Source organism: Vibrio sp. IB15 (assembly GCF_016406055.1).
In the GTDB taxonomy this organism is placed as follows: Bacteria; Pseudomonadota; Gammaproteobacteria; order Enterobacterales; family Vibrionaceae; genus Vibrio; species Vibrio chagasii.
On sequence record NZ_JAEFCE010000004.1, the window covers coordinates 80,752 to 104,063 of the forward strand.

20 protein-coding genes are annotated in these 23,312 nt (G+C 43.8%); 14 read left to right on the forward strand and 6 right to left on the reverse strand.

Going from position 1 to position 23,312, the window contains the following annotated elements:
• Nucleotides 1-14 precede the first annotated feature (14 nt).
• Together JC606_RS02580 and JC606_RS02585 are read right to left on the reverse strand one after the other, a co-directional pair.
• Nucleotides 15-2,138, reverse strand: coding sequence for a TonB-dependent siderophore receptor (locus tag JC606_RS02580; RefSeq protein WP_198777815.1), 2,124 nt, complete (start codon nucleotides 2,136-2,138; stop codon nucleotides 15-17).
• A gap of 207 nt (nucleotides 2,139-2,345) precedes the next feature.
• Nucleotides 2,346-3,254, reverse strand: coding sequence for an AraC family transcriptional regulator (locus JC606_RS02585; protein ID WP_198777817.1), 909 nt, complete (start codon nucleotides 3,252-3,254; stop codon nucleotides 2,346-2,348).
• A 217-nt stretch (nucleotides 3,255-3,471) separates the two neighbouring features.
• On the opposite strand from JC606_RS02585, the gene JC606_RS02590 reads away from it, so the two are divergent.
• Nucleotides 3,472-4,230, forward strand: a complete 759-nt coding sequence (locus JC606_RS02590; protein WP_198777885.1) for a siderophore ferric iron reductase — start codon at nucleotides 3,472-3,474, stop codon at nucleotides 4,228-4,230.
• A 97-nt stretch (nucleotides 4,231-4,327) separates the two neighbouring features.
• Nucleotides 4,328-5,113, forward strand: a complete 786-nt coding sequence (locus JC606_RS02595; RefSeq protein WP_198777819.1) for an ABC transporter ATP-binding protein — start codon at nucleotides 4,328-4,330, stop codon at nucleotides 5,111-5,113.
• A gap of 102 nt (nucleotides 5,114-5,215) precedes the next feature.
• Here JC606_RS02595 and JC606_RS02600 read toward each other — a convergent pair whose 3' ends face one another.
• A complete protein-coding gene (locus tag JC606_RS02600) occupies nucleotides 5,216-6,409 on the reverse strand; it encodes a multidrug effflux MFS transporter (RefSeq protein ID WP_198777821.1) in 1,194 nt (397 codons plus the stop codon).
• 267 nt (nucleotides 6,410-6,676) lie between these two features.
• Between JC606_RS02600 and JC606_RS02605 the strand changes: the two genes are divergently transcribed.
• The 5 genes from JC606_RS02605 (at nucleotide 6,677) to JC606_RS02625 (ending at nucleotide 10,991) form a co-directional block, all read left to right on the forward strand.
• On the forward strand, nucleotides 6,677-7,768 hold the full coding sequence (locus JC606_RS02605) for a PQQ-dependent sugar dehydrogenase (protein WP_198777823.1): 1,092 nt from the start codon (nucleotides 6,677-6,679) through the stop codon (nucleotides 7,766-7,768).
• Between the two features lie 435 nt (nucleotides 7,769-8,203).
• A complete protein-coding gene (locus JC606_RS02610) occupies nucleotides 8,204-8,413 on the forward strand; it encodes a cold-shock protein (protein WP_004737278.1) in 210 nt (69 codons plus the stop codon).
• 550 nt (nucleotides 8,414-8,963) lie between these two features.
• Entirely contained in the window at nucleotides 8,964-9,512 is a 549-nt protein-coding gene (locus JC606_RS02615) for a hypothetical protein (protein ID WP_102425219.1), read from the forward strand.
• A 347-nt stretch (nucleotides 9,513-9,859) separates the two neighbouring features.
• Complete coding sequence (locus tag JC606_RS02620; protein WP_008216241.1) at nucleotides 9,860-10,399, forward strand: YaeQ family protein; 540 nt, start codon at nucleotides 9,860-9,862, stop codon at nucleotides 10,397-10,399.
• Entirely contained in the window at nucleotides 10,392-10,991 is a 600-nt protein-coding gene (locus JC606_RS02625; RefSeq protein ID WP_198777825.1) for a hypothetical protein, read from the forward strand. The genes JC606_RS02620 and JC606_RS02625 overlap by 8 nt, the downstream gene beginning before the upstream one ends.
• A gap of 410 nt (nucleotides 10,992-11,401) precedes the next feature.
• Here the strand turns inward: JC606_RS02625 and folE are convergent, their stop codons facing one another.
• On the reverse strand, nucleotides 11,402-12,055 hold the full coding sequence (gene folE / locus JC606_RS02630) for a GTP cyclohydrolase I FolE (protein WP_004737232.1): 654 nt from the start codon (nucleotides 12,053-12,055) through the stop codon (nucleotides 11,402-11,404).
• Between the two features lie 215 nt (nucleotides 12,056-12,270).
• On the opposite strand from folE, the gene moeA reads away from it, so the two are divergent.
• From moeA to JC606_RS02665, 7 genes are all read left to right on the forward strand, one after another.
• Complete coding sequence (gene moeA / locus JC606_RS02635) at nucleotides 12,271-13,506, forward strand: molybdopterin molybdotransferase MoeA (RefSeq protein ID WP_198777827.1); 1,236 nt, start codon at nucleotides 12,271-12,273, stop codon at nucleotides 13,504-13,506.
• A 12-nt stretch (nucleotides 13,507-13,518) separates the two neighbouring features.
• Nucleotides 13,519-14,268 (forward strand): molybdopterin-synthase adenylyltransferase MoeB, encoded by a 750-nt coding sequence (gene moeB / locus JC606_RS02640; protein ID WP_198777829.1) that lies wholly within the window; start codon nucleotides 13,519-13,521, stop codon nucleotides 14,266-14,268.
• Between the two features lie 252 nt (nucleotides 14,269-14,520).
• The gene (locus JC606_RS02645) at nucleotides 14,521-16,656 is read left to right on the forward strand and encodes an LruC domain-containing protein (RefSeq protein WP_198777831.1); all 2,136 of its coding nucleotides are present in this window, start codon (nucleotides 14,521-14,523) and stop codon (nucleotides 16,654-16,656) included.
• 11 nt (nucleotides 16,657-16,667) lie between these two features.
• Nucleotides 16,668-17,276 carry a hypothetical protein gene (locus JC606_RS02650; protein ID WP_198777833.1) on the forward strand — a complete coding sequence of 203 codons (609 nt, stop codon included), beginning with the start codon at nucleotides 16,668-16,670 and terminating at the stop codon, nucleotides 17,274-17,276.
• Nucleotides 17,277-17,437: 161 nt separating this feature from the next.
• The gene (locus tag JC606_RS02655) at nucleotides 17,438-17,752 is read left to right on the forward strand and encodes a hypothetical protein (RefSeq protein ID WP_198777835.1); all 315 of its coding nucleotides are present in this window, start codon (nucleotides 17,438-17,440) and stop codon (nucleotides 17,750-17,752) included.
• A gap of 49 nt (nucleotides 17,753-17,801) precedes the next feature.
• The gene (locus tag JC606_RS02660) at nucleotides 17,802-18,650 is read left to right on the forward strand and encodes a sulfurtransferase (RefSeq protein WP_198777837.1); all 849 of its coding nucleotides are present in this window, start codon (nucleotides 17,802-17,804) and stop codon (nucleotides 18,648-18,650) included.
• 328 nt (nucleotides 18,651-18,978) lie between these two features.
• Nucleotides 18,979-21,279 carry a putative bifunctional diguanylate cyclase/phosphodiesterase gene (locus JC606_RS02665; protein WP_004737225.1) on the forward strand — a complete coding sequence of 767 codons (2,301 nt, stop codon included), beginning with the start codon at nucleotides 18,979-18,981 and terminating at the stop codon, nucleotides 21,277-21,279.
• Nucleotides 21,280-21,426: 147 nt separating this feature from the next.
• Here the strand turns inward: JC606_RS02665 and JC606_RS02670 are convergent, their stop codons facing one another.
• Nucleotides 21,427-21,993 (reverse strand): OmpA family protein, encoded by a 567-nt coding sequence (locus JC606_RS02670; protein WP_004737224.1) that lies wholly within the window; start codon nucleotides 21,991-21,993, stop codon nucleotides 21,427-21,429.
• Between the two features lies 1 nt (nucleotide 21,994).
• Nucleotides 21,995-23,311 (reverse strand): TadE/TadG family type IV pilus assembly protein, encoded by a 1,317-nt coding sequence (locus JC606_RS02675; protein WP_198777839.1) that lies wholly within the window; start codon nucleotides 23,309-23,311, stop codon nucleotides 21,995-21,997.
• Between the last annotated feature and the right edge of the window lies 1 nt (nucleotide 23,312).

A 23,312-nucleotide genomic window follows, 5' to 3' on the forward strand; every position in this document is an offset into this window, starting at 1 on the left:
GAACGCTAACTTAGTTAGAATTCATAGTTCACGCTTAGCTCTACAGACAGCTCAGCACCGAACCAACAGTTCGATTGGTCGTAACACGCGTAATATTCTTCGTTGAAAATATTGTTCACCGCTAGGTTAGCCGTTGCACCAGATAGTGTGTCGCTGGCTGCGCCTAAATCATAACCCACCGACAAATCAACAACCGTGTAAGACGGTACTTTGCCTTGCGTGTTGCTTGCATCCATTTGCATTTCGCCTACGTAACGAGCGCCTGCACTGAATCGAGAACCCGCTAGCATGCCGTTAAATACGTTGTAGTTAGCCCACACATTAGCCGTATATTCCGGTACATAGATCGGTGTCGTACCCTCTAAACCGTTACTAGAGTCTTCAGTGATTTCCATGTCAACATACGTGTATGCAGCCGCAATATCGAAGCTTTCTGTCGCGAACCAACGTCCTGATAGTTCCGCACCTTGCGATACCACTTCACCCACTTGGATTCTTGGGCCATAAACGTTAGTCGGGTCTGTCATCAACATGTCTTGCTTAACGATATGGAATAAAGAAACCGTTGCTTCTTTCGACATATCGTCAGACAGGTATTTCACACCAATCTCTGCTTGTTGTGCGTTCTCTGGATCAAACTCATTGCCTGCTTTATCAACACCCGGAGCTGGTTCAAAGCTCGTCGCATAGCTTGCAAACGGTGCTAAACCATTATCAAACTGGTACAAACCACCTAAACGGTAAGTGAACTGCTTGTGATCAGATTCATGGGCGTAGTAATCACTCTCAGATTGGTAGTGATCAAATCGCGCACCGGCAATCAGTACTAATGCATCCAGACGAACTTGGTCTTGAACGTAGAACCCAAGCTGGCTTGACGTCGTGTCATCTAGATATTCACCCGTCTCAGTCACATCACTGCGGTCTAGTAGATCATTGTTCGGATTCAACGGATCAAAGCTATTAAACCCGCTGCCATTCGCACTATACGATGAGTAGTTAACATTACCGTCTAGGTCTTGGTAATCGATACCAAGTAAAAGGTTATGCTCTACTGAACCAACATCCACAATACCGCTCAATTGGTTATCAATAACAAACCCTTTAAAGCTCTCATCGGTAGAGTACAAGTAACGATCCAGCTGATTGGGTGTGCTTGGGTCGTAACTCACATGATAAGTGTTCTCTTGGTATAAAGAAGCATCGGTATAGCGAGCATTCTGTAGGAATGTCCAATTGCTATTAAACTCATGGTTGATTTTATAGCCGACCATAAGAACTTCACGCTCAAACTTGCTCCAGTTCTTATCACCCATAGAAACCGATGGATCGCTTGCTTTCAACACGTCTAGTGGCATTGACGAGTTGATACCCATTGAAGGATCATTTTGGTAGTACAGGTTGAAGTTAATCAACGTACTGTCTGTTGCTTGCCAGTCCACAGAAGGAGCAATTAGGTAACGCTCTTCTTCTGCATTATCAACTTGACTGTCCTGCTTACGAGCAAGTGCGATCAAACGGTAAGAAAAATCACTATCACCAAACTGACCAGTAGTATCGATCGAAGCTTCTTGTAAATTACGTGAGCCTGTCGCAACGCCAACTTTAGTCGACGGTTCCGTTTGTGGCGCTTTAGCGATCATATTCACCATACCACCCGGTGGCATCGCGCCATAAAGTACAGAAGTAGGCCCTTTGAAGATCTCGACTTGCTGCATTGCAATCGGATCTATCTGTGGTTGTAGGTTCCAACCATTTAAGAATTGAAGCGAAAGACCATCGTAGTAGTTAACGTTATTCGTGCTAAAACCACGAATGGAATAAGAGTCAAACATTGCTACCGAGCTACCACGGTTTTCAGTTACAACACCCGGTGCATAACGAAGGGCTTGATTCAGAGATTGAACACCACGTTGCTCTAACTGTTCTTCATCAATAACGGTAATACCTTGAGGCGTTTCTTCTGGCTCAAGTGCCGACTTAGTCGCGGTATTACGATACGCTTTGCCCATAACTGTGACAGTTTCTACATTCGAATCTGCCGCTGTAACGGTTTCTTCCGCCAACGCTTGCGCTGAAAATGCAGTGAGCAATGCAACTGCAAGTGATGAATACTTAAAACGAGTGTGAGTGGTCATGATTCCCTCGGTACCAATGCTTATTGTAAATAGTAATAAATCTCATTTGCATTGTATGTATCTATAAAAGGGATAATTAACAATTTGGTGCAAGTTCACGAAGAACTTGGCCGATTTATAACGAAAAAAGGTCAATTGATGATTAAAAACACAATTGACCTTATTGAGTAAGAGGCTTTACAAAGAATACGTAAAACACAGATATGACTACGATTTAATAATGGGAACCCAGTATTCCATAACTGCATCTGTGGCATGAGCTTGATAGGCTAATGGGTATACTTCGAGCTCATAACCATCGACACCTCGATAGCCAGAACTCGGTAGCCAGTTAAGTACAAACCAACTCAGAGTGTGTCTAAGGTTCTCAATCGGACCACAATGTTTGACCACGGCATAGGTTTGCTTTGGAATGTTTAAGATCTCTAGCTTGTCAGAGATAATGCTCGGCAATTGAGGAATTGAAATCTCATCATTCAGTTCAACTCCCGCCCAATAATGAATATTGGTACCATCAAAGCAAGCCTGAGTGAGATCAACCACACCAGTGAACTGATAAGCATTGTCGTCAGGAAGCGTCACTTCCCCTTCTAAGCGCGACCACAATTGAGGGACTTTCTCTGCAAAATCTTGTGTCAGTGAAAACAAGCCACTTATTTCTGAAGTAATACCTTTAACAAGGAATGACTCTCTTTCATCAATGCGTACCTCAACAAAACTGAGTGAACCGTTATCAGCAGCGCTTACCGTTTCAGATACTTGTATCGGTTTTCTAAGCCCTGCTCTTTTGCCCACTTTTCTATACTGACTCGGACTGGAGCCAAACATCTGCTTAAACGAACGGCTAAAGCTAATTTCTGAATTGAATCCTAGTTCAAGTGCGATATCGATAACTCGCTCTTTGGTATCTAACAGTTCTTCAGCAGCTTGGCTTAACTTAAGCTCTCTGACGTAGTTCGCCACAGTAAGCCCAGTTTCGGCTTGAAACACTCTTTGCAGCTGCCAACGAGACCAACAGCTCTGTTTCGCAATATCCTCTAAAGATAATGTCGAGTTGAGGTTCGCATGTATATAAGCCAAGACACGGCTGATACGGTCAAATGCAGGTGTGTTCATAGTCACGCTTTTATAATCTCGCTAATGGCAGCAATTAAGTCGATTCAGAATTACTTTTTATCATTTAAAGAGGCTTTTATCACTTAAAAATGACTAAGACGCACTCAATTTATAAATTCAACAATTAGAGTTCTCCGAGGAGATGCTCCATTTTGTATGGTTATCATCGATAAGGTTCGATATGATAACGCAACTGATTATCATTTACTGGTTTAACATGCTTTCCCAGCGGCACAACATGGCCACTCGTCGTAGAGCCCCTTCTCTACACCAGAAAATCTTCGCTTATTCAAAACAGATTACCCCTTATTTAAGCGGCAGTTATGGTTCTCTGAGCAGCAAAAGTATTGCCATAACAAATGATCAAAGCCATATCGAGATAAAGCGCGTTTACGATGGCTTGGCGGAAAATCATTCTGAGGCAGGTAAAGCCTATTGGTTAACCCGAACCTGGGATTTAGTATGCTGGCAGCCAATCTACGTCACCTTCGTTTCTATCTATGGCCTTCATTCATTGCCAGATATCAAGAATATCGGTCAATTCAGGTATAAAGAGTTCGTCACAGGGTACCGCTTCTTCAATGGTGATCACCAACACGGTACACCTGAAGAGTTAATCCCACATGCGGGTGAAGCCATATTGGAACTCACTGAGTTTTTCCGCAACCAAATAAGTGAATGGACACGCATTCGCCCGGGATTTACCAACCATTTGTTGGCAGATCTACTGTTAGGCAGTCTGATCAAATTACAGCGACATGAGCCCAGCCTGACCAACGAATACATCACTACACAAGCTAAGCTTTGGTTAGAAGCATGCCAATTACCTGAGAGTCACTTAGACAGCCTAAAGGTCGATTCCGATTCTGGAATGCTTAAACTGATTAGAGTCAGCTGCTGCCTAGTCTACAAATGCGACTCCGGTAAATATTGTGACGATTGTCCTAGACACCCAGACAACAAGATAACCGTTTAATTTCACCATCTATTTTTAGAGACCAGTAAAGCTGCTTTTAGAGACTAATAAGGCTGCTATTATTGAGTAGCTTTATTGGTCTAGAGACAGGACTGACATGTTTCAGCTTTCAAACATCAAAATCGTTCGTGATGATCGAACCATTCTCTCAATTGACGAGCTTTCCATCCCGACCAATGAGCTTACGGTAGTTCTTGGTCACAATGGCTCTGGTAAATCGACATTGGTTAACTTGCTTTCAGGACAGATGTCACCAGACTACGGCACTATTGAATTAAACAATGCATCTCTTTCTTCATTAAAAAGCAGAGACTTAGCAAAGAGGATTGCGTATTTGCCGCAAAAGCTCCCAGCTTCTGCAGGCTTAACAGTGGAAGAACTGGTTCGTTTAGGGCGCTTTCCTTGGCGAGGTGCGTTAGGTCGTTGGAACTCAGAAGACAAATCCATCATCCAACAAGCAATGGAGAGAACGGGCGTTGCTCAGTTTTCACAGGCGCTAGCGGACGATTTGTCCGGAGGTGAACGCCAACGTGCGTGGGTTTCTATGTTGCTTGCTCAACAGTCTCCGGTATTGATCCTCGATGAGCCAACATCAGCACTGGATGTTCATCACCAATTCCAACTGATGGGTTTACTGTCTGAGCTGAACAAAAAGGAAGACGTTGGTGTTATCGTGATTCTTCACGACTTGAACCTTGCACTGCGCTACGCAACACACATCGTTGCTCTGAAGAAAGGTCAGATTGCGTTTGAAGGCAGCGCCGATAAGTTACTTGATGAACAAGCACTGTCTGCACTGTATGAGTCCCCGATCCGACTGATCGACCACCCGGTTCCAGCCAAAACAGCCGCAAGCGAGAAAGTCGCCGTGGTCTGCGAATAGCCAATATTCTGGCAAGTTAAACCAAAACGCTGAACATTAAAAAGGCCATTGAAATTCATCACTTCAATGGCCTTTTTAATTTGAGTTCGCTAGCTAATTTGACTAGCTAAGCTGTGCGTCTCTGGCTTCTTGGCTACTAAAACCTCGAAGGATATTAAACAACGTAATCACAGTGAATAACGCAATGACCAGTGATAAATGCCATGCCTCTCCTAGGCCAAGCTTAACCAGCCCCATACTGACAATCGAAGACACAACCATTTGACCACCGCCCGACATCGCAGCCGCCGCGCCTGCATTCTTCTTGTAAGGCAGCATCACCAAAGCTTGAGCACAAGGAAGCGCAATACCATTACCGAGTATCATTAAAAACTGACCAATCATTAGATACAAAGGTTCAAGTGGACAGAAGAAAAGCCACAACGCAGCAGAGATGTGTAACACAGGCGTGCATAACAGTGTTTTCTTATTACCTAACATTGGACGGATACGGTTACACAAACTTGTCCCGCCAAGCATACCCAACGCAGGAATAACCGCCCACATCGCGTATTCATCGGATGTCATTCCTATTTGGTTCTGCATGATGAATGGCATCACCGATACTGTGGTGATCATGAGACTAAAGTTAAGCCAGCCAATGCTCGCAAAGCTCATAAAGTAGCGAGAAGTGAGTAGCTCTTTGTATTGCGATGCCATTTTCTTCGGTGAGGGAATCGGCGACATCTGTACAACGGTTTCTTTGAATTTAAACGCCAATACGACCCAAGCTAATGAGACATAGCCAAGCAGCGAGATGAACACCATACTCCAGCCAAAGTGGAAGTTGATAAAGCCACCAATGACGGGGGCAATAAGAGGTGTAATCGACGCAACCATCGCAATGTAAGACATCGCTAATGGTAAGTCAGCACCGTTGAATCTGTCTCGTGTGGAAGCGCGAGCCAGTACAGCACAACAGCCCGTGCCTAATCCCTGCAGGAATCGTCCCATCACCATACTGGTAAAAGAGTGGCTGAAGAAGATGATCATCAGCAAACCAAGCATGGCGAGTAGTAAGCCACTCAATAGTACCTTTTTACGCCCTAAAGCATCTGAAATTGGGCCATAAACAAACTGCGAAGGTCCGAAACCTAGCAGGTAGACACTCACTAACAGCTGGGCTTGTTCTAGCGATACATCAAAATCCTTTGCAATCCAGGGTAAAGAAGGAAACACCAACCCCATACTGAGTTGACCGATACTGATGACCAAACACGCCAGTAAGATCGACTTAAAATCAAATCGACGGCTCATGAGGCTGTACACGTAGTTAAAAGGTTTGGTTTATCAACCTCACAACATAGAGATATAGAAGATAGAGAGAATGTTGCAGGTATGATATTCATGGTGCTCAGAAAGGATCGATTGGACTGTCGCAGAGTAAACATACGTTAGCTCGTATCACCATACAACACTGGCTGGACTAAATATGTGAATAGTCACTTTTCACACACCTTAACTTTCCGCCTATCGCTGACACACGCTAGACTAACACTAGATCGCAACAATGAAGGGACTTCAATGAACACTTATCACCGTATCCTCACCTCAGCTTTGATACTTGTTGTGTCTGGTCCCCTTGCCTCAACAATAGCCTTTGCTTGGCAAGCTGAGAAGATAACCGATGGACTTGTGATTCCATGGGGACTTGCCTATGTAGACGAAGGATCCATGCTAGTCACAGAAAAAGAAGGTGTGATCAAACATGTTGATCTGAAAACCGGTGACCAGAGCACACTGTTCAGGCTTCCCAATGTGTGGGCAAAGGGTCAAGGCGGAGCGTTGGATATCACCTTTTCGCCCTTTGAAGAAAACAGACTCTATATCACTTATAGCAAAAACATCGATGATGAAGGAGTAACCACTCTCGCTTCTGCTGATTACCAAAATGGTGAAGTGTCTAATTGGCAGGATGTATTCGTTTCAGAATCGAGAACCGACACAGGTCGTCACTTTGGAAGCCGCATTACCTTCGATGATAACCACATCTACTTTTCCATTGGCGACCGTGGTGACCGAGACAACGGTCAAAACACCCTAACCCATGCTGGTTCGATATTGCGGCTAAATGCTGACGGGAGCACACCAAGCGATAACCCATTCGTAAATAACGACAAGGTTCTCGACGAGATTTGGAGTTTCGGTCACCGCAACCCGCAAGGACTGTTCTACGACTTCCCAAGTCAGAAGCTTTGGTCTATTGAGCACGGCCCTCGTGGCGGTGATGAGATTAACCTAATAAAAGCGGGAGCCAACTACGGGTGGCCTGTCACATCACATGGTAAAGAGTATTGGGGCCCTATCAGCGTTGGTGATTCGGAAACCAAAGAAGGCATCGAAGCGCCTAAAAAGGTCTACATCCCCTCAATTGCACCTGGCAGCTTAGTGGTTTATCAAGGGAATAAGTTTCCTGAACTAAAAGGGAAACTGTTAGCGGGGGCACTTAAGCTTACTCATATCAATGTGGTAACGGTCAATGAACAAGGTGAGGCAACAAAAGAAGAGCGCCTACTAGAAGAGTTAGGTGAACGAATAAGAGACATAGAAACTTCACCAAACGGCGACATTTATTTTAGCACTGACAACGGCAATCTTTATCGATTGAAAAAGTAAGAATGGCACCTAAATAAGAAGACGATGATTTTATAAATAAAGCCGTTAAATACTGGGGTTCAAAGCAGTTTAACGGCTTTATTGTCTCAAAGCAGAACGAACCAAAACCGTGCAACCACTCTAATTTTGTCATCAAACTTACCTATGTTTTTCACAAAAACGACAAGAAATCACCATACAACTGTAACTACATGATATTTAAGGAATGCAAAGTTTGACTACCTCCAAGTTTCTGCAACCTTTCCCTATGTATTCGATTGACTATCCCCTGATTTGATTTAGACTCGATTCCGGCTAGAAAGAAAGTTCTTTGTATATAAACATTTCGTTGGATTACTAGTAACCCCGTTGTGTTGTACGCAATAGCAATAAACTTTTCCACGCTATCAGTGCCACAATTGGCTCACTATAAAAATTAATTTTAGGGATAACATCATGTCTAACACAGTTACTGGTACAGTAAAATGGTTCAACGAAACTAAAGGCTTCGGTTTCATTCAACAAGAAAACGGTCCAGACGTATTTGCACATTTCTCTGCAATCACTGGCGAAGGTTTCAAAACTCTTGCTGAAGGCCAAAAAGTTGAGTTCGTAGTATCTCAAGGTCAAAAAGGCCCACAAGCTGACAGCATCAAAGTACTTTAATTTAGTATTTTAAAGCTTTCTAAAAATAGCCAGCCTCTGCTGGCTATTTTTTTACCCGGCCAATCGTTTGAGTGACAATTAAGACAAGGCATTATGCGCTGAGACCAAACCATAGCCCGGAGAACAAAAAACCAAACGAAAACCTCTGGTCAAAGCCGCTACTAGGTCGAAGCTCCTTTATCTAACATCTAAAGTTCACCTCAATATTCATCACTTAACCACCACGTAAAACTAAGCCTAGTTCATTACATTTGGTCGCCAGCACAGTAAAAATATTCGACACCCTCACAACTGACTCAAAAGTAAGAAATCCTCATATGGTCAGTATTTTTGTTTTTACTTGCACTCACTTTAACCCCTGCTTGTTATTCCTAGAAAACCTAGAAAATTGTACTGAGAATACGAATATACAACGAACGTTATACATGTGTGTTAAAGATCAAGCATTAAGCATTCATTTTATAAATTCATCTTCAATCCACACGCCAATCTTGATATGCTACCAAATGAATAATCTAATAAAAAACATCAATAAAATGAGTACATTAGTATGAAAAGAACAATATTTACCCTTTCTATTGCCACTTTATTTTCAGTAGCCGCTGTTGCTTCAGGTTCTATGTTAGGTGAACCTAGAGAACTTTTGCCGAATGAAGATATCAAGAGTTTTTCAATGGTAGATCTTAACGGTGACAACATTGAGGAACTGGTTTTCGTTACTGAAAGTGGTCAACTAAAATATTCGCCGCTGACAGGCCTTGGACAGGGTTTGGTTGATTCTAGTGCTTATCAGCGCTTTAGAGACCGCCGTGGCTCGTATACCATGAATGTCTCGCTGAAAGGAGGTACAAGCTCAAATCCGAAACTCGGCGTATTAAGAAATGGTATACTTGGTATATCCTTCAATTCAGGCTACTTTTGCGAGGCTAGAATGTCTTTAAAAAATAATAAAATCGTCGCTAAAGACAGTTCATTCTATGATGCAGCCTATGAAATAACATATATTTCTGATGATTACATAGCAGGAAAAGTGAGATGCTCAGGTCCCAATGGTTTAGAGCAAAATGAATTCGTGCCATTTACAGCGACACGTAATTAATATTAGTTAACAATAATCTAGACTTACCAAGAAGTGCCACTACCTTAATTGTTGGCACTTCGTGTTTACTTACACTTCATCAATTCTTTTGTATGACTCAGGAGCGCTCACTTCTCAGCCACATAATCGTTAAACGCTTACGTCATAACCACCTAAATTGAACCCGTGTTCTTCCTTGTTAGTTCACCATAAGTGCTTAAAATAATTATGGTGTAACAAAAGCCTCATCTTGCTAGCTAACTGCTCTACTTCGTTTATACTATGCGCAACTTACCTATAGTCTGTGATTTCAAAAAACTCATTGGTACAGCTATAGACACCTCATCCGATTGGAACCCTGACATCATATGGCTCTCAAACCGACAATCTACAAGTTTCGTATCTCTTTAACTGATATGAACCGCGACTATTACGACTCTTTTAATCTAACGATTGCACAGCATCCTTCTGAAACAGAACAGCGTATGATGGCTCGTATCATGGCATTTTGTATCAATGCTTCACCGGAGCTTCAATTTACTAAAGGGTTGTCGACTATCGAAGAACCTGATTTATGGCAGAAGTCTTTAGATGACCAGATCCTTGAGTGGATCGATGTGGGCGAACCTGACGCTGAACGTGTTAAGAAAGCCACTCGCCTATCAAAGTCTGTTCGTGTGTTCAGCTTCAACACTAAATCAAACGTTTGGTGGGAGCAGAACAAAGGTAAATTCGGTTACCTTAAAGCCCAAATTGTTCGTCTAGACAATGATGGTATTGAGCAATTGGCTGCAATGACAGAACGCACCATGGACCTTTCAGTTATGCTGACAGGCAACTCTGCATTCGTGAATAGCGACACGCAATCAGCAGAAATTACGTGGGAAGAGCTACAGAGTAATGACTGAGCTTCCAACTAGTAACCAACAAAAGCTTGAAGAAAACCAACAAGCTAAAACCAAACTTCACGTTTGCTTGAAAGAGTCAGGTTTAGATTCAGTAACTGCGATTGCAATAGGCTTTGAGAAAGAGCTCTCGTCTTTTATTGACGAAAACCACGCTCTGTTTAAACACGCTTGTGAGAATAAGCCTGATAATTCAGCACGTCAGACACTGCTTGGCCTACTGACCAAAGAGCATATCGATACTAGCTATCGTTTTGAGAGTAATAAAGACGCTAGTGAAGCGATGCAAAGTGTCTTCGACAATACGGTAGGCAGTGAGCATGGTGACAAGTTTCAAAACTCTAACTCTCAGCAGTTAAAGTTGGTGACGCATTTATGGTTGTTCATTCAAGGACGACTAGGTATGGATTACAGCCTAGCCAATGATCACGCGGCAGCGACCGCCAAGCTACTGTCTCGGTTATCAAGAAGCACAGACGATGAAATCCGTGTTGAGTTCATGGCGAGTTTCTACGATGGCTTGAACATCTATCAAACAGAGAATAAGCCGTCCGGTTTTATTCATAGCTTAAAGCGTTTGTTTAACCTGTCATAAGCACTCCACCAGCTAAAATCAAATTTGCGCTTTGCACTGTGTAGAGCGCATCTCTTTCCAACCACCTTTCCCACAATTCCTCCTGGACATCAGATTCCCTACTACACTCGTCCCTCGCTTTAGGGAATGACGAATATGACTAAGTCGCTCACTCTGCAAGATCGGCAGCGCGTGCTTCTAAAAGGCTGACAATAGAATACAAACTGAACCTCCACCCTCGTATTTTCTCTTATGAGCAAACCGATCTTCTCCGTCATCCCCGAGAAGGAGGAACGACTGAGTCGGGGATCTCCTATCCACGCTCCTGAAAACTCATATTACAGGTACAAAAAAGCCCCGCTGAGAGCGAGGCTTAGAATCTTGTTTACCGATTTACTGAGGCTAAATCGTGCTTATCACATCACAGGCGATTAACGCAGACCGTGTAAGAACTCGTGACGTGTCGCTGGGTTAGATTTGAAGATACCGCCCAGTGCTGTGGTGGTGGTTTCGCTGGTTGCGTCCATCACGCCGCGCGATTTAACGCAGTAGTGAACCGCATCCATGGTTACAGCAACATCTTCTGTTTCAAGTAAAGTTTGCAAAGCGACAAGGATCTGTTGAGTCATACGCTCTTGAACTTGTGGACGCTGAGCAAAGAAACGTACGATACGGTTGATCTTAGACAGACCAATAATTTTACCACGAGGGATGTAAGCGACCGCAGTCTTACCATCAATCGTCACTAAATGGTGCTCACAAGTACTGGTCACGGTAATGTCTTTTACACGTACCATTTCACGAACGCCCATCTTGTTTTCAATTACGGTAATTTTAGGGAAATTTGCGTAATCTAAACCAGAGAAAATCTCATCCACATACATTTTGGCAATGCGGTGTGGTGTTTCTTCCAGACTATCATCCGTAAGATCAAGTTCGAGTAGAGTGAGAATCTCACGCATATGGTGTTCGATTCGTTCCTTTTTCTCTTCTCGGCTAACCTGGTTAGGACTCATTGGCGTCTCTAAACCGCGGCTTGCTAGCGCATCTTTAACCAACTTCGCTGATTCGCTAAGACCTGACATTGAACTTCCTCTTTTGTTACCCCTTCTGGATGGCAGACAAGGATACTCGGAATTTTGAATAAATACACCCATATTTTAAGGGAGGTCATTATTTACGGGGGCTAAACTGTGCTAAAGTGGCTTCAATTTCGTTGACGAAAAGCGTGTTTTAATCATTATTGAACCACCATTGCCAACCACAAAATCAAAACAATAACGATCAAAGGATTTCAATTATGGGCTGTTGCGACGCTCCGGGCTTAATGCCAATTGAAGAAGCACTAGATAAGCTGCTGTCACCAATCAAACCTATTCAAACGACTCTAACTCTGCCATTGGCAGATGCATTGGGCTACGTTCTTGCTGAAGACATACTCTCCCCTATTTTTGTACCTCCTTTTGATAACTCAGCAATGGACGGTTACGCGCTGCGTTTAGCTGACCTAGAGAATGGTAAAGTACTGCCATTGGCGGGTAAGTCTTTTGCGGGTCAGCCATTTGAAGGCGAATGGCCAGCAAACACCTGTATTCGCATTATGACAGGCGCTAAAATCCCGGAAGGTTGTGATGCAGTCATCATGCAAGAAAATACTCGTGAAACCGATGCAGGCATTGAGATTCAGCAAGACGACATCAAACTGAATAATAACATTCGCCCTACGGGTGACGACATTAAGCAAGGTGACATCGTTCTTAGCCGAGGTGAACGTTTAACGCCTCGTGACATTCCAATGATCGCTTCACTTGGTGTGAGCCATGTGATTGTTGCACACAAACCGAAAGTCGCTTTCTTCTCTACTGGCGATGAGCTAAAACCGCTAGGTCAGCCTCTTGAAGATGGTCAGATCTACGACAGCAACCGCTACGGTATCAAACCACTGATTGAAGCGTTTGGTTGCGAAGCCATTGACCTAGGTATTATCCCTGATTGCCCTGCAACGCTTAAAGAAACCTTTGTAAAAGCGCAAGAATTGGCAGACGTAGTTGTCACTTCCGGTGGCGTAAGTGTCGGCGAAGCGGATTACACCAAAGACATTCTCGAAGAGCTTGGCGAAATCGGCTTTTGGAAACTAGCAATCAAACCGGGTAAACCATTCGCATTCGGTGAGTTAGACAACACTTGGTTCTGTGGCCTTCCGGGTAACCCAGTGTCTGCAATGATGACGATGTACGTGTTGGTTCAACCTATGCTGGCGAAACTTGCCGGTCATACTGCGTGGACAGCGCCAGAATCTATTCCTGCAACAACTAAGTCTGCATTCAAAAAAGGCCCTGGCCGTACTGATTACCAACGTGGAATCTACTCGATTGAAAACGGTCAATTTGTCGTAGAAACAACAGGTAACCAAAGCTCTGGCGCTTTCCGCTCAATGAGCTTAGCAAACTGCTTTGTGGTACTAGAGCGTGAACGTGGTCGTGTTGAAGTCGGTGAAACGGTTCAGATTCAACTGTTTAACTCGACGCTTTACTAACGAGGCTTGCTGATGGAAATTTTGTCTGATGCGGAAATGCTTCGCTATAACCGCCAGATCATTCTCAAGCAGTTTGATTTTGAGGGTCAAGAAGCGCTGAAACAGAGCTCGATTTTGGTGTTAGGTGCAGGTGGCTTAGGCTGCGCCTCTGCTCAATACCTTGCGACTGCAGGCATTGGTAAGCTGACATTGATCGACGATGATATTGTTGAGCTTTCAAACTTGCAACGACAAGTGCTTCACACCGATGCTGATATTGGTAGGAAGAAAGTCGTTTCAGCCGCTGAATCATTACAGGTGTTAAACCCACACCTTAGAGTTGAAACGGTCGACCACAGACTTGATGACGAGGCACTAGCAAAGCTCATTGAAGCGCATTCGTTAGTACTTGATGCCAGCGACAACGTTGAAACGCGCAATCAATTGAACCGCTTATGTTACGCATCTAAAACGCCTTTAGTTTCTGGTGCTGCGATTCGCATGGAAGGTCAGATTAGCGTATTCACTTATCAAGAAGAAAATGCACCTTGTTACCAGTGTTTGAGCGCTCTGTTCGGCAACGCAGCACTAAGCTGTGTTGAAGCTGGTGTGATGGCGCCTGTTGTTGGCATGGTGGGCGCGGCTCAGGCTTTGGAAGCGATCAAAGTTATCGCTAAGTTTGGACAACCAAAACAAGGCAAACTTTTGATTCTCGATGCCATGTCTCACAGCTGGCGTGAAATGAATTTAATGAAGATGCCTAATTGTTCAGTGTGTGGATAGACTAAACCATATCCCCCTATCGAGAACCTAAGCCTTGACGATAAGTCAGGGCTTTTTTATGTCTGAAGTTTAGCTTCTACTCAAGGTTATCAAATTGAAATAGTTATTAAGAGATTAGTTTCATTTGAATTCTCATTTTGAGAAAACAACAAAAACTTGAATTATCAAAAATAGAAATCATTAAAATCAACAGCTTAAAAATGGCACATTACTTGATCAAGTATCTAGACCTTCCATCACAAGGATGCAGATATGAGAATTACAACGTTAAGTTTGCTATTAAGTGCACCCCTAGTCGCCAACGCAGCGCCATTCGATACTTGCCCGAGTAAGGCATACCTTTTTCAATCCACCCCTGTGCAAGTTTGGGGCGTTAACCTAGTGACTGGTTCAACGACCCTTCTCGAAGACGACACGGGGATGAACGCTAACATTAACGGTGTCGGTTTTGATTTCGAAGACAGATACATATACGGTTATGACACCACCAACAAACGTTTGGTGCGCCTAGGCAAGGATTTCCAAGCAGAAGTCATCAACACCAGTGGACTGCCAACAGACCATACCTTCTATGTGGGTGACGTTTACGATCATGTTTACTACCTGTACCGCACTGGTAAAGGGCTCTTCACAGTTGATCTATCACCTTTAGATTCTGATCCAAATGCGACAGTTACCGTTAACAAAATCGCAGGCAGCCCAGCAACAGTGAAATTAACTGATTTCGCTTTCCACCCAGGCGATGGCTCTCTATATGGTATCGATAATAACTCTGGTGGCTTATACAGCTTCAACCCTACAACTGGTGCCGAAACCTACATCGGCGACACCGGCGAGTTAGGTACGTTCGGTGCTGGCTATTTTGATGTCAATGGCTACTACTACGTATCGCGAAATCAAGACGGTAAAATTTACCGTATCAACCTGTCTCCAGACAACGCTGCCAATATCGCGGCAGGTATTGTTCCAGCCGTTGAATTTGTTTCGAATGGCCCAGCTTCTGGTCAAAACGATGGTGCTCGTTGTGCCAACGCACCTGTTGTTGATGAAGATTCAAACATCGACTTCGGTGACGCGCCAGACAGCTACCTAACTCTACTAGCGAGTAATGGTCCTCGACATGAACTCGATGGTGTCACATGGTTAGGGACAGATGCACCAGATGCAGATCTGGATGGATACGTTTCCCCACAATCGGATGAAAGCGTCGGCATTGATGACGAATGGACGAATGGTGGTATCGGCTTCGTAACCGCACTTGAAGCTGGCCTCGATTCGAAGGTAATTATTGAAGCTTCAACAACGGGCTATCTTTCAGCTTGGATAGATTGGAACCAAGACGGCAGCTTCGACGGCGCCAACGAACAAGTCTTTACCGATTATTTATTGGCGGCCGGTGAGAACGACTTATTCTTAAATGTCGATATTAATGCCTTAACGGGTACCACTTGGGCTCGATTCAGATTCAGCCAACAAACTAACCTGAGCTACTTTGGTGGTTCTACCTCTGGTGAGGTGGTCGATATTCAAGTCGATGTTCTTAATGATGGCGCAACGGCTCGTTACTTCCCAAGTGCTTCTGGCTACGCCACCCTAGCGTATGAAGACAATTGGCCTTATAAAGCCGACTATGACATGAATGATGCCGTTATCATGTATCGCATCACTGAGATCTTAAAAGACGGTAAGGTTGTTAAGTCTACCATCGATGGTCGCCTAGCGGCTGTGGGGGCAACCTACAAAAATGGCTTTGCGATTCGCCTACCAAACCTTGCACCAAGCTCGGTAGATACCGTTAACTCATACATGAAACACAATGGCGTATTCACCGATTTAGGTATGGAAGACGGTCGTAGTGAAGCTATCTTTATCGCCGCTGAAGACTTGTCTGAAAAAGCGAATACTTCATGCGCCTTCTACCGCACAAGCAACGCTTGTAAAGAAGATGAACAGTTCGCATTCCAAATCGGTATCAACTTATCAGGCGACGGTGTGAGTACTGCGTCGTGGACAGACATGCCTTACGACCCCTTCATTTTTGCAACACCGGGCTACTATCACGGCGACAACCTACCGATGCACCCAGGACGTAGTTGGGAAGTTCACTTGCCAGACCAAGCACCAACCGAGGCCTTTGACACAGTGAATCTATTTGATTCTGGAATCGGTGTTGACGATAGCGACCCAGCAACAGGTAAATATTTCAAAACAGCAGAAAACCACCCTTGGGCACTGATTATCACGTCAACAGAAGAGTGGGAATGGCCACAAGAATACGTGGATATCGTAACTGCTTACCCAGAGTTTAAGCAGTGGGCAGAGTCAGGTGGTGACAATAACCAAACTTGGTACACATCACCAGCAGACAACCAATGTTACGAGCCATAAGGAGAGACGTCATGAGTATCAAAGATAAACATAATCGCGAACATCATAACGTTGAGTTGAGAAGCAACCTCTCTAAGGAAAATAATATGTCTGCACAAAGCTCTTGGAACATGAAGAAAACAATGACCGTAGTTTTAGCTACAGCCCCACTCCTACTTGCAGGTTGTGGTGGGGGCGGAGGTGGCGGTGGTGGCAGCACTGATTCTCCTTCACCATCATCACCGGCGACACCTGCAACGCCAGTAACTGCAACGCCATCTCCGTCTCCAGTAGCCAGTGCAGCAGCGGAACCAACTTATACTATGAGTGATTTAGTGGTACCCGATGGTTTTGATTACAGCTCTGTAGAGCAGTTTGATATCGACATCGATATCAGTAGTATTTCAACAGGCCGTTCATTTGTTACCGTGTATAGCCGTTTTAGTACTCGTGACGACTCGACATTGAAACCGGACTACTCAAGCAAAGTGATTGCAGGATCATTAAACAATGGTGTGTTCGCCTCTAACTTCGCGAGCCCAGTCAACCACGATTCACTTCTCGTTGAGATTTGGTTTTACGATGGGCAACCACCTCTACAAAAAGTAGTATCGAGCAGCAACTCTCAGATCGTGTGGTAATGAAAGTTTAGTTTCGAATATCAGCAACTAAAAGTGAGCAGCAATGCTCACTTTTTTGATCGTTTCAAACCAATAACACTGAAAATTATCTGATAGGCGTTCATTCACTTTATTTCGAATCTAACTTATATTTTCAAGATAACCTTCAAAGACTTACTCTCATGAAACAGTTAAAAATAGGTCTATTTATCTTAATGTGCGGTGTCGGCGTATTAGTTGCTCTTGCTTACTTTCCACTGACTTCACAAACTGGGCAGCGCATTGAAGCCAAAGTGATTTCGAATACACTCACTCAGTCATTAGATGGACACAGGCGGTATCTTACGGTTCAAACTCAAGACAACAGTGTATTTCGCGTATCCATTGCGCCGACCACAGACTGCCCTATTGATTCTGTGGTCTCGCTTGATACATTAAGTAACCAAATCACCGGACAAAGCAGCTATCAGTTTATCCACTGTAGAGCTGCACCTTAGCCGTCATATAACAACAGCTATAACTACAACAAGAATGGATACAATAAGAATGAATCAGCCACTCATTTCACCAGAACAACTTCAACAACGTTTGTTAGAGCAAGACAACATCATCATCTTAGACGCCAGTATCGAATTTCAAATTCCAAGTGAGTCTGAAAAGATCAAAGGAAAAATGATTCCTGGGGCAATTCGTTTCGACTACGACAAAGACTTCAGCAACAAACATACCCTACTCCCTCACACGTTCCCTTCCGAAAAACACTTCAACACTCGTGCACGTGAAATTGGTATCAACCAAGACAGCACCATTGTGGTTTACGATAACTCGGGTACTTTCGCTTCGCCTCGCGCTTGGTGGATGTTTATGGCAATGGGACATCAGGATGTTTACATCTTAGATGGCGGCTTACCTGCATGGATTGATGCGGGTTACGCAACAGACACATCGTACAGAGCTGAAGTCACGCTGGGCAATTTCGAAGGCAACATTCAAGACAACTACTTTGTAGATGCCAAGCAAGTCCTAAGCTATTCAGAGAACAAGAGTGCCAATATTCTAGATGCACGATCTCAAGCTCGTTTCGATTCAGAAGTGCCTGAGCCAAGAGCTGGATTACGCAGCGGGCATATCCCAAACTCAGTTTGTCTACCATTCGCACAAGTGCTGAACAATGGTAAGTTGAAACCACAGAGCGAGCTTGTAGAAATCTTTTCTACGCTGGACTTAGCGCCAACTCAACCAATGTTCTTTAGCTGTGGTTCAGGTGTGACTGCCTGCATCATTTTATTAGCCGCAAAATTGGCGGGATACTCGGATGAAATGGGAATTTACGATGGCTCATGGACAGAATGGGGCGCGAACGAAAGCCTGCCCATCGCCGTAACAAAGCAGTAATTCAACTTCGCTTACTGCCACTATTAGAATATACTCCGCATGCATAATGAGCTTACTCCTAACATGGGTAAGCACTTTGTTATTATATCGTAACGGCTCTCGGCTAAACTCTCAGCAATGAGCCAACAATAAAATTCTATTAATCAAACACTAACCATTATTGTTGATATAAATGTTAATTTTTTACTCAAGAATCCCGATACCTAGTCGTTACACTATTTAATCATTAGTCATTATCGATGTGTCTTACAAGCTTAATACATCATATTGGCGCTCAATAGTTTGTCTCGTGCACTCTGTTCAAAGTCGTAACCCAAAAAGGCATTCCATGGCTCTATTTAAGAAAAATATCTGGTCGCTGTACGCTCTAGTCGTACTGCTCACCTTGATACTTTTCACTGTGCTAGGTGTAACAAAATGGCAAGCCAATAGAGAAGACTTCATTGAGCAGCAGCATATTCAAGTCGAGCTGTTTTCGAGCTCGGTCAGTTCACTACTCACAAGCCAAGAGGCACTCTTAGAAGTCGTTGGACACCAACTGGCTCAACAGTCTGACTTCACTCGTACTGCCGCTATTCAAATTCGTCCAATATTGGATAAATTGCTTGAGACTCATCCAGCGATTGCTGCATTTGGCTTGCTTAACACACAGGGCGATTACTTATCTGTTAGCTCAAACCTCAAACTGGCAGACCAAGACAACTTACTTGAGCTTCCACAAACTCGAGACTCCTTTCTAGAAGCGCTTTCAAGTGACAAGATGGTTCTAGGGCGTACCTATTTTCAAAAGTCCCTAGATAGCCTAGTCATCCCGTTAAGAAAATCGATTTCAGTGGATGGTAAAACCATTGATGCCGTAATGACTGCAGGGTTGCGCTTAGACAGCACTATAGTATTTGAAAACAACGCACATGCTGGAAGTTACAATACACTGACCTTGTTAAGACAAGATAAGTACCGTCAATTTTTCTCTAGTGACATCGAGTCTCTTGATGCTTACTTAAAACCAGTAGGCAGTGACCTGCTACAGCGCGTGAGCACTAACTTTTCAGAGCAAGTCAGCGCTACTGTGCAAGAAGCGAAAACGGGAAAAGAGACCTACTCATTTTTTGTCAGTGATGATAAGTATCACTCTCTACTCAGTGCTAAATACCTACCCGATTACAAACTTTGGGTCGTTGGTCGCACCGACCTTGCACACGTCGATACCGTGTTTATCGAAGAGTTTGGCATTCTTTTCATTATTTTTATTTTGATCCAGTGTGGTTTCTACATTTTGGTTAAGTCTATTGCCAAGAATGAGCAGCGCACTCGTAGTCAACTTATCTACCAAGCGAACCACGACCCTCTCACTACACTGCCAAACCGTTTATACATGCGTAAGAACATCGATAAATGGGTGGCAAGTGAGTCAGAGCAATTCTCACTGCTGTTCATCGATATCGATAACTTTAAATGCGTCAACGATACGCACGGGCATGATTTTGGTGACAAGGTTCTTAAACAAATAGCGCTGCGTTTAATGCGATTCCGCTCTCGATTGAGCCTCTTGGTGCGTGAATCGAGCGACGAGTTTCTGTTTTTAACTCCAATAACCAGTGAGTCTGAAATTAAACGACTCGCAGAGCGTATCATTGAGGTGCTATCTCAACCCTATGAAGTGCAAAACTCTCAATTCCTATTAGGCTGTAGCATCGGAATTGCACGTTTCCCTGAGCATGGTAAAGACCTTGATAGCCTGCTTCGCTCTGCGGACATCTCAATGTACAAAGCCAAACAGCAGCAAAACTCATACAGCATTTTCACTACAGCAATGCAAGACGCTCACCTCTACAAGATGAAAGTCGAACAAAGGCTGCGTATTGCTATCGAGAAGCAAACACTATTCATGGCTTTCCAACCTTTAGTACGGACAGATGAGAGTATTGACGGTGTTGAGGCTCTTGTGCGCTGGGTTGATGACGAGTTAGGTTTTGTTCCACCCGATGTGTTTATCCCCGTCGCGGAGAGCACTGGCTTAATGCATAAACTCGGCACGTTTATAATCGAGTCAAGTATCATGCAAATCGCTCATTTGCATAGAACGACCGAGCAAGAGATCGGGTTATCGATCAACATCTCGGTGCGCCAGTTCTCTCATAAATCGTTCTCTGAACACCTGTTAGCCACGCTTGAGAAATACCAGTTCTCACCAAGCTGTTTGACACTAGAAATCACTGAAAGCTTGTTCATTGAAGATGTCACGTTAGTGAAACCAATTTTCGAAGGCCTCAAACAGAACCACATTAAGATCTCTTTAGATGATTTCGGTACTGGCTATTCATCATTGAGTATGTTGAAAGCACTGCCTATCGACGAGCTTAAAATCGATAAAAGCTTCATTGAGAATATTGCAGTAGACCAGCAGTCGCTAACCATGGTGCAAAACATCATTGCTATCGGTAAGAACTTCGGAATGGTGGTGTTAGCGGAAGGTGTGGAATCAAGCGAACACTTTGCTATCCTCAAAGCTTGCGGCTGTGATTTGATGCAAGGCTACTACTTCTCACGCCCTATCCCATACGAAGAGCTGTGCGAATATCTTACTCCCTCAGAGTCAATTCAAGATCAACCAGAACCTATGGTTTAGTTGCTTAGCGGTGTAGTGATTCACAGATATAATAAGACTAAAAAGGGAGCCAACATTGGCTCCCTTTTGTTTTATTTGAGTTTCGTTATACACCACTCAAGGCTGCAGCCCACAGAATAAAAACACAGACAATGAAAACAAAGCCCATTATGACTTAACGGTGATGACAACTCGTCGATTGCAACCTGTTGCCTTGTTGTCCGCAACCTTACAAATGGGTGCGCTTTCGCCATACGCATATTCAACGATGCGAGTTCCTTGGCGAAGATCTTCCTTTAAATAGCTAGTCACTTGCCCCGCACGACGTGATGAAAGCGCTTTGTTGTAGCTTTCACTACCAAGACTGTCAGCATGGCCTTCAATAAAAATCTTTGATTTATCGTCGACTAAGCTTAGGTATTGTTCCAGTACTTGTTTATGACTTTCATCCAACTTATACACGTTGATTGGATAATTAAGTACTAGAGATTGTGTCGCTTTGTCATAGAAACACACATCGTCTTGAGCCGCGATTTGGATCACCTCACTCTCTTTATTGAGTAGCTCATTCTGCGGTATTTCATCACGCTCTAACAATCTACCCGTTACTTGAGTCGTCACAACATGAGAAGAGACCAACTTGGTCGATGTTATATATTCATCGACATTGCCCAAGCAATTCGCATAGCCAACTGGAGAGAGCAGCATCATAGAAATAATCACTAGGTATCTCATGTTAATCCTTAAGTTTTCCTGTTTCTTCATTAATCAAATTCAAAATATACTTGTACACATCTTCACCATCTTTGGCGTGATAAATGTTTTTCTTGCCGAAGCAGTCTCCAAAGCCATCACTTGCTTGGACGCGATAGTTGATACCAATAACACCCATTGTCACTTTTGTTTTCTCAGCTTCAGTTGGTGCATTACTCTGGAAACGATTTCTTTTAGCTGAAATGGTTGAGCGCAGCTTTTTACATAACCCCCGATCCACCAATTTCTGTAAGTAGGTTTCGTCGCTATCGCTACCATCGGATAACACAATAAACACCTGTTCAGGGTTAAGGTTAGTCGCCTTATTGGCTTCTTGTGCTGCAGCAATGATTCCGTTCCAAGAAGAGGTACCTCCACCAGCTTTCAACTGAGCACTCATTAACTGAGCTCGAAAATTGTCATAATCCTCAGTCAGTGGAATATCGTAAAACTTGAAGTAATCATCAAAATCATTGTTTCGCTTATAAAGTCGCTCTACTTCGTATCGACTCATTCCATGCGATGGCTCTATAATCTCGTTATACAAGGTTGGTTCATCAAACATTCGTCTAACCGTTGTCGCAGGAGAGTTCCGAGCGTAGTCATAAGCATGTTTCTTTCGCCATAAAGCACGATAGCCATAAGCGTTAAGTCTTACTATCTCGTCAGACTGTTTAACATGGAGCGGGTTGTACCCGAGCAAAGCAACTCGGCTTTTTTCCTCCGAATTAAACTCCTCAATGTCATCGACGACTCGCTTAATGGTTTCTTTCACGACATCTAACTTCATTTTTCCGTTCTTCCATGGGTTACCCATAGAACCACTGAAGTCACCAATAAAGTAAACGTCTACTGGCTGAGGAAGATATTTGCGCGTCACAGCTCGGCCACTGACTGAAAACTCAGGCTTTAAATTCACGTCTTCGTATGCAATCCAAGACGTGTATTTGGCCGTCGCCCTCACCACAAAGTCGCTGAACGGTGCGAGCTCACCACTTGCTTGTACACAACCATCCTTGTACTCACATATACTGGTATACACCGCTACATCGACATCATCTGTATTATCGACAACATAACGATCCACTAAGTAGCGTGCATACTTAACGTTGTTCTCTTCATCCTCTCTAGGGCTTGCGATAAGCGCTAGGCTAGCTACCTCTGCCGCTTCCAGTAACCTTGTATGTGCAAGCATCTGTTGCGACATCTGCATCGAAAACGCCATAAAAATAACCATCATCGGTAACAGGCCGACGAACAAAATACCCGCGACTCCCTTATTTCTTTTTATTGAACGCACC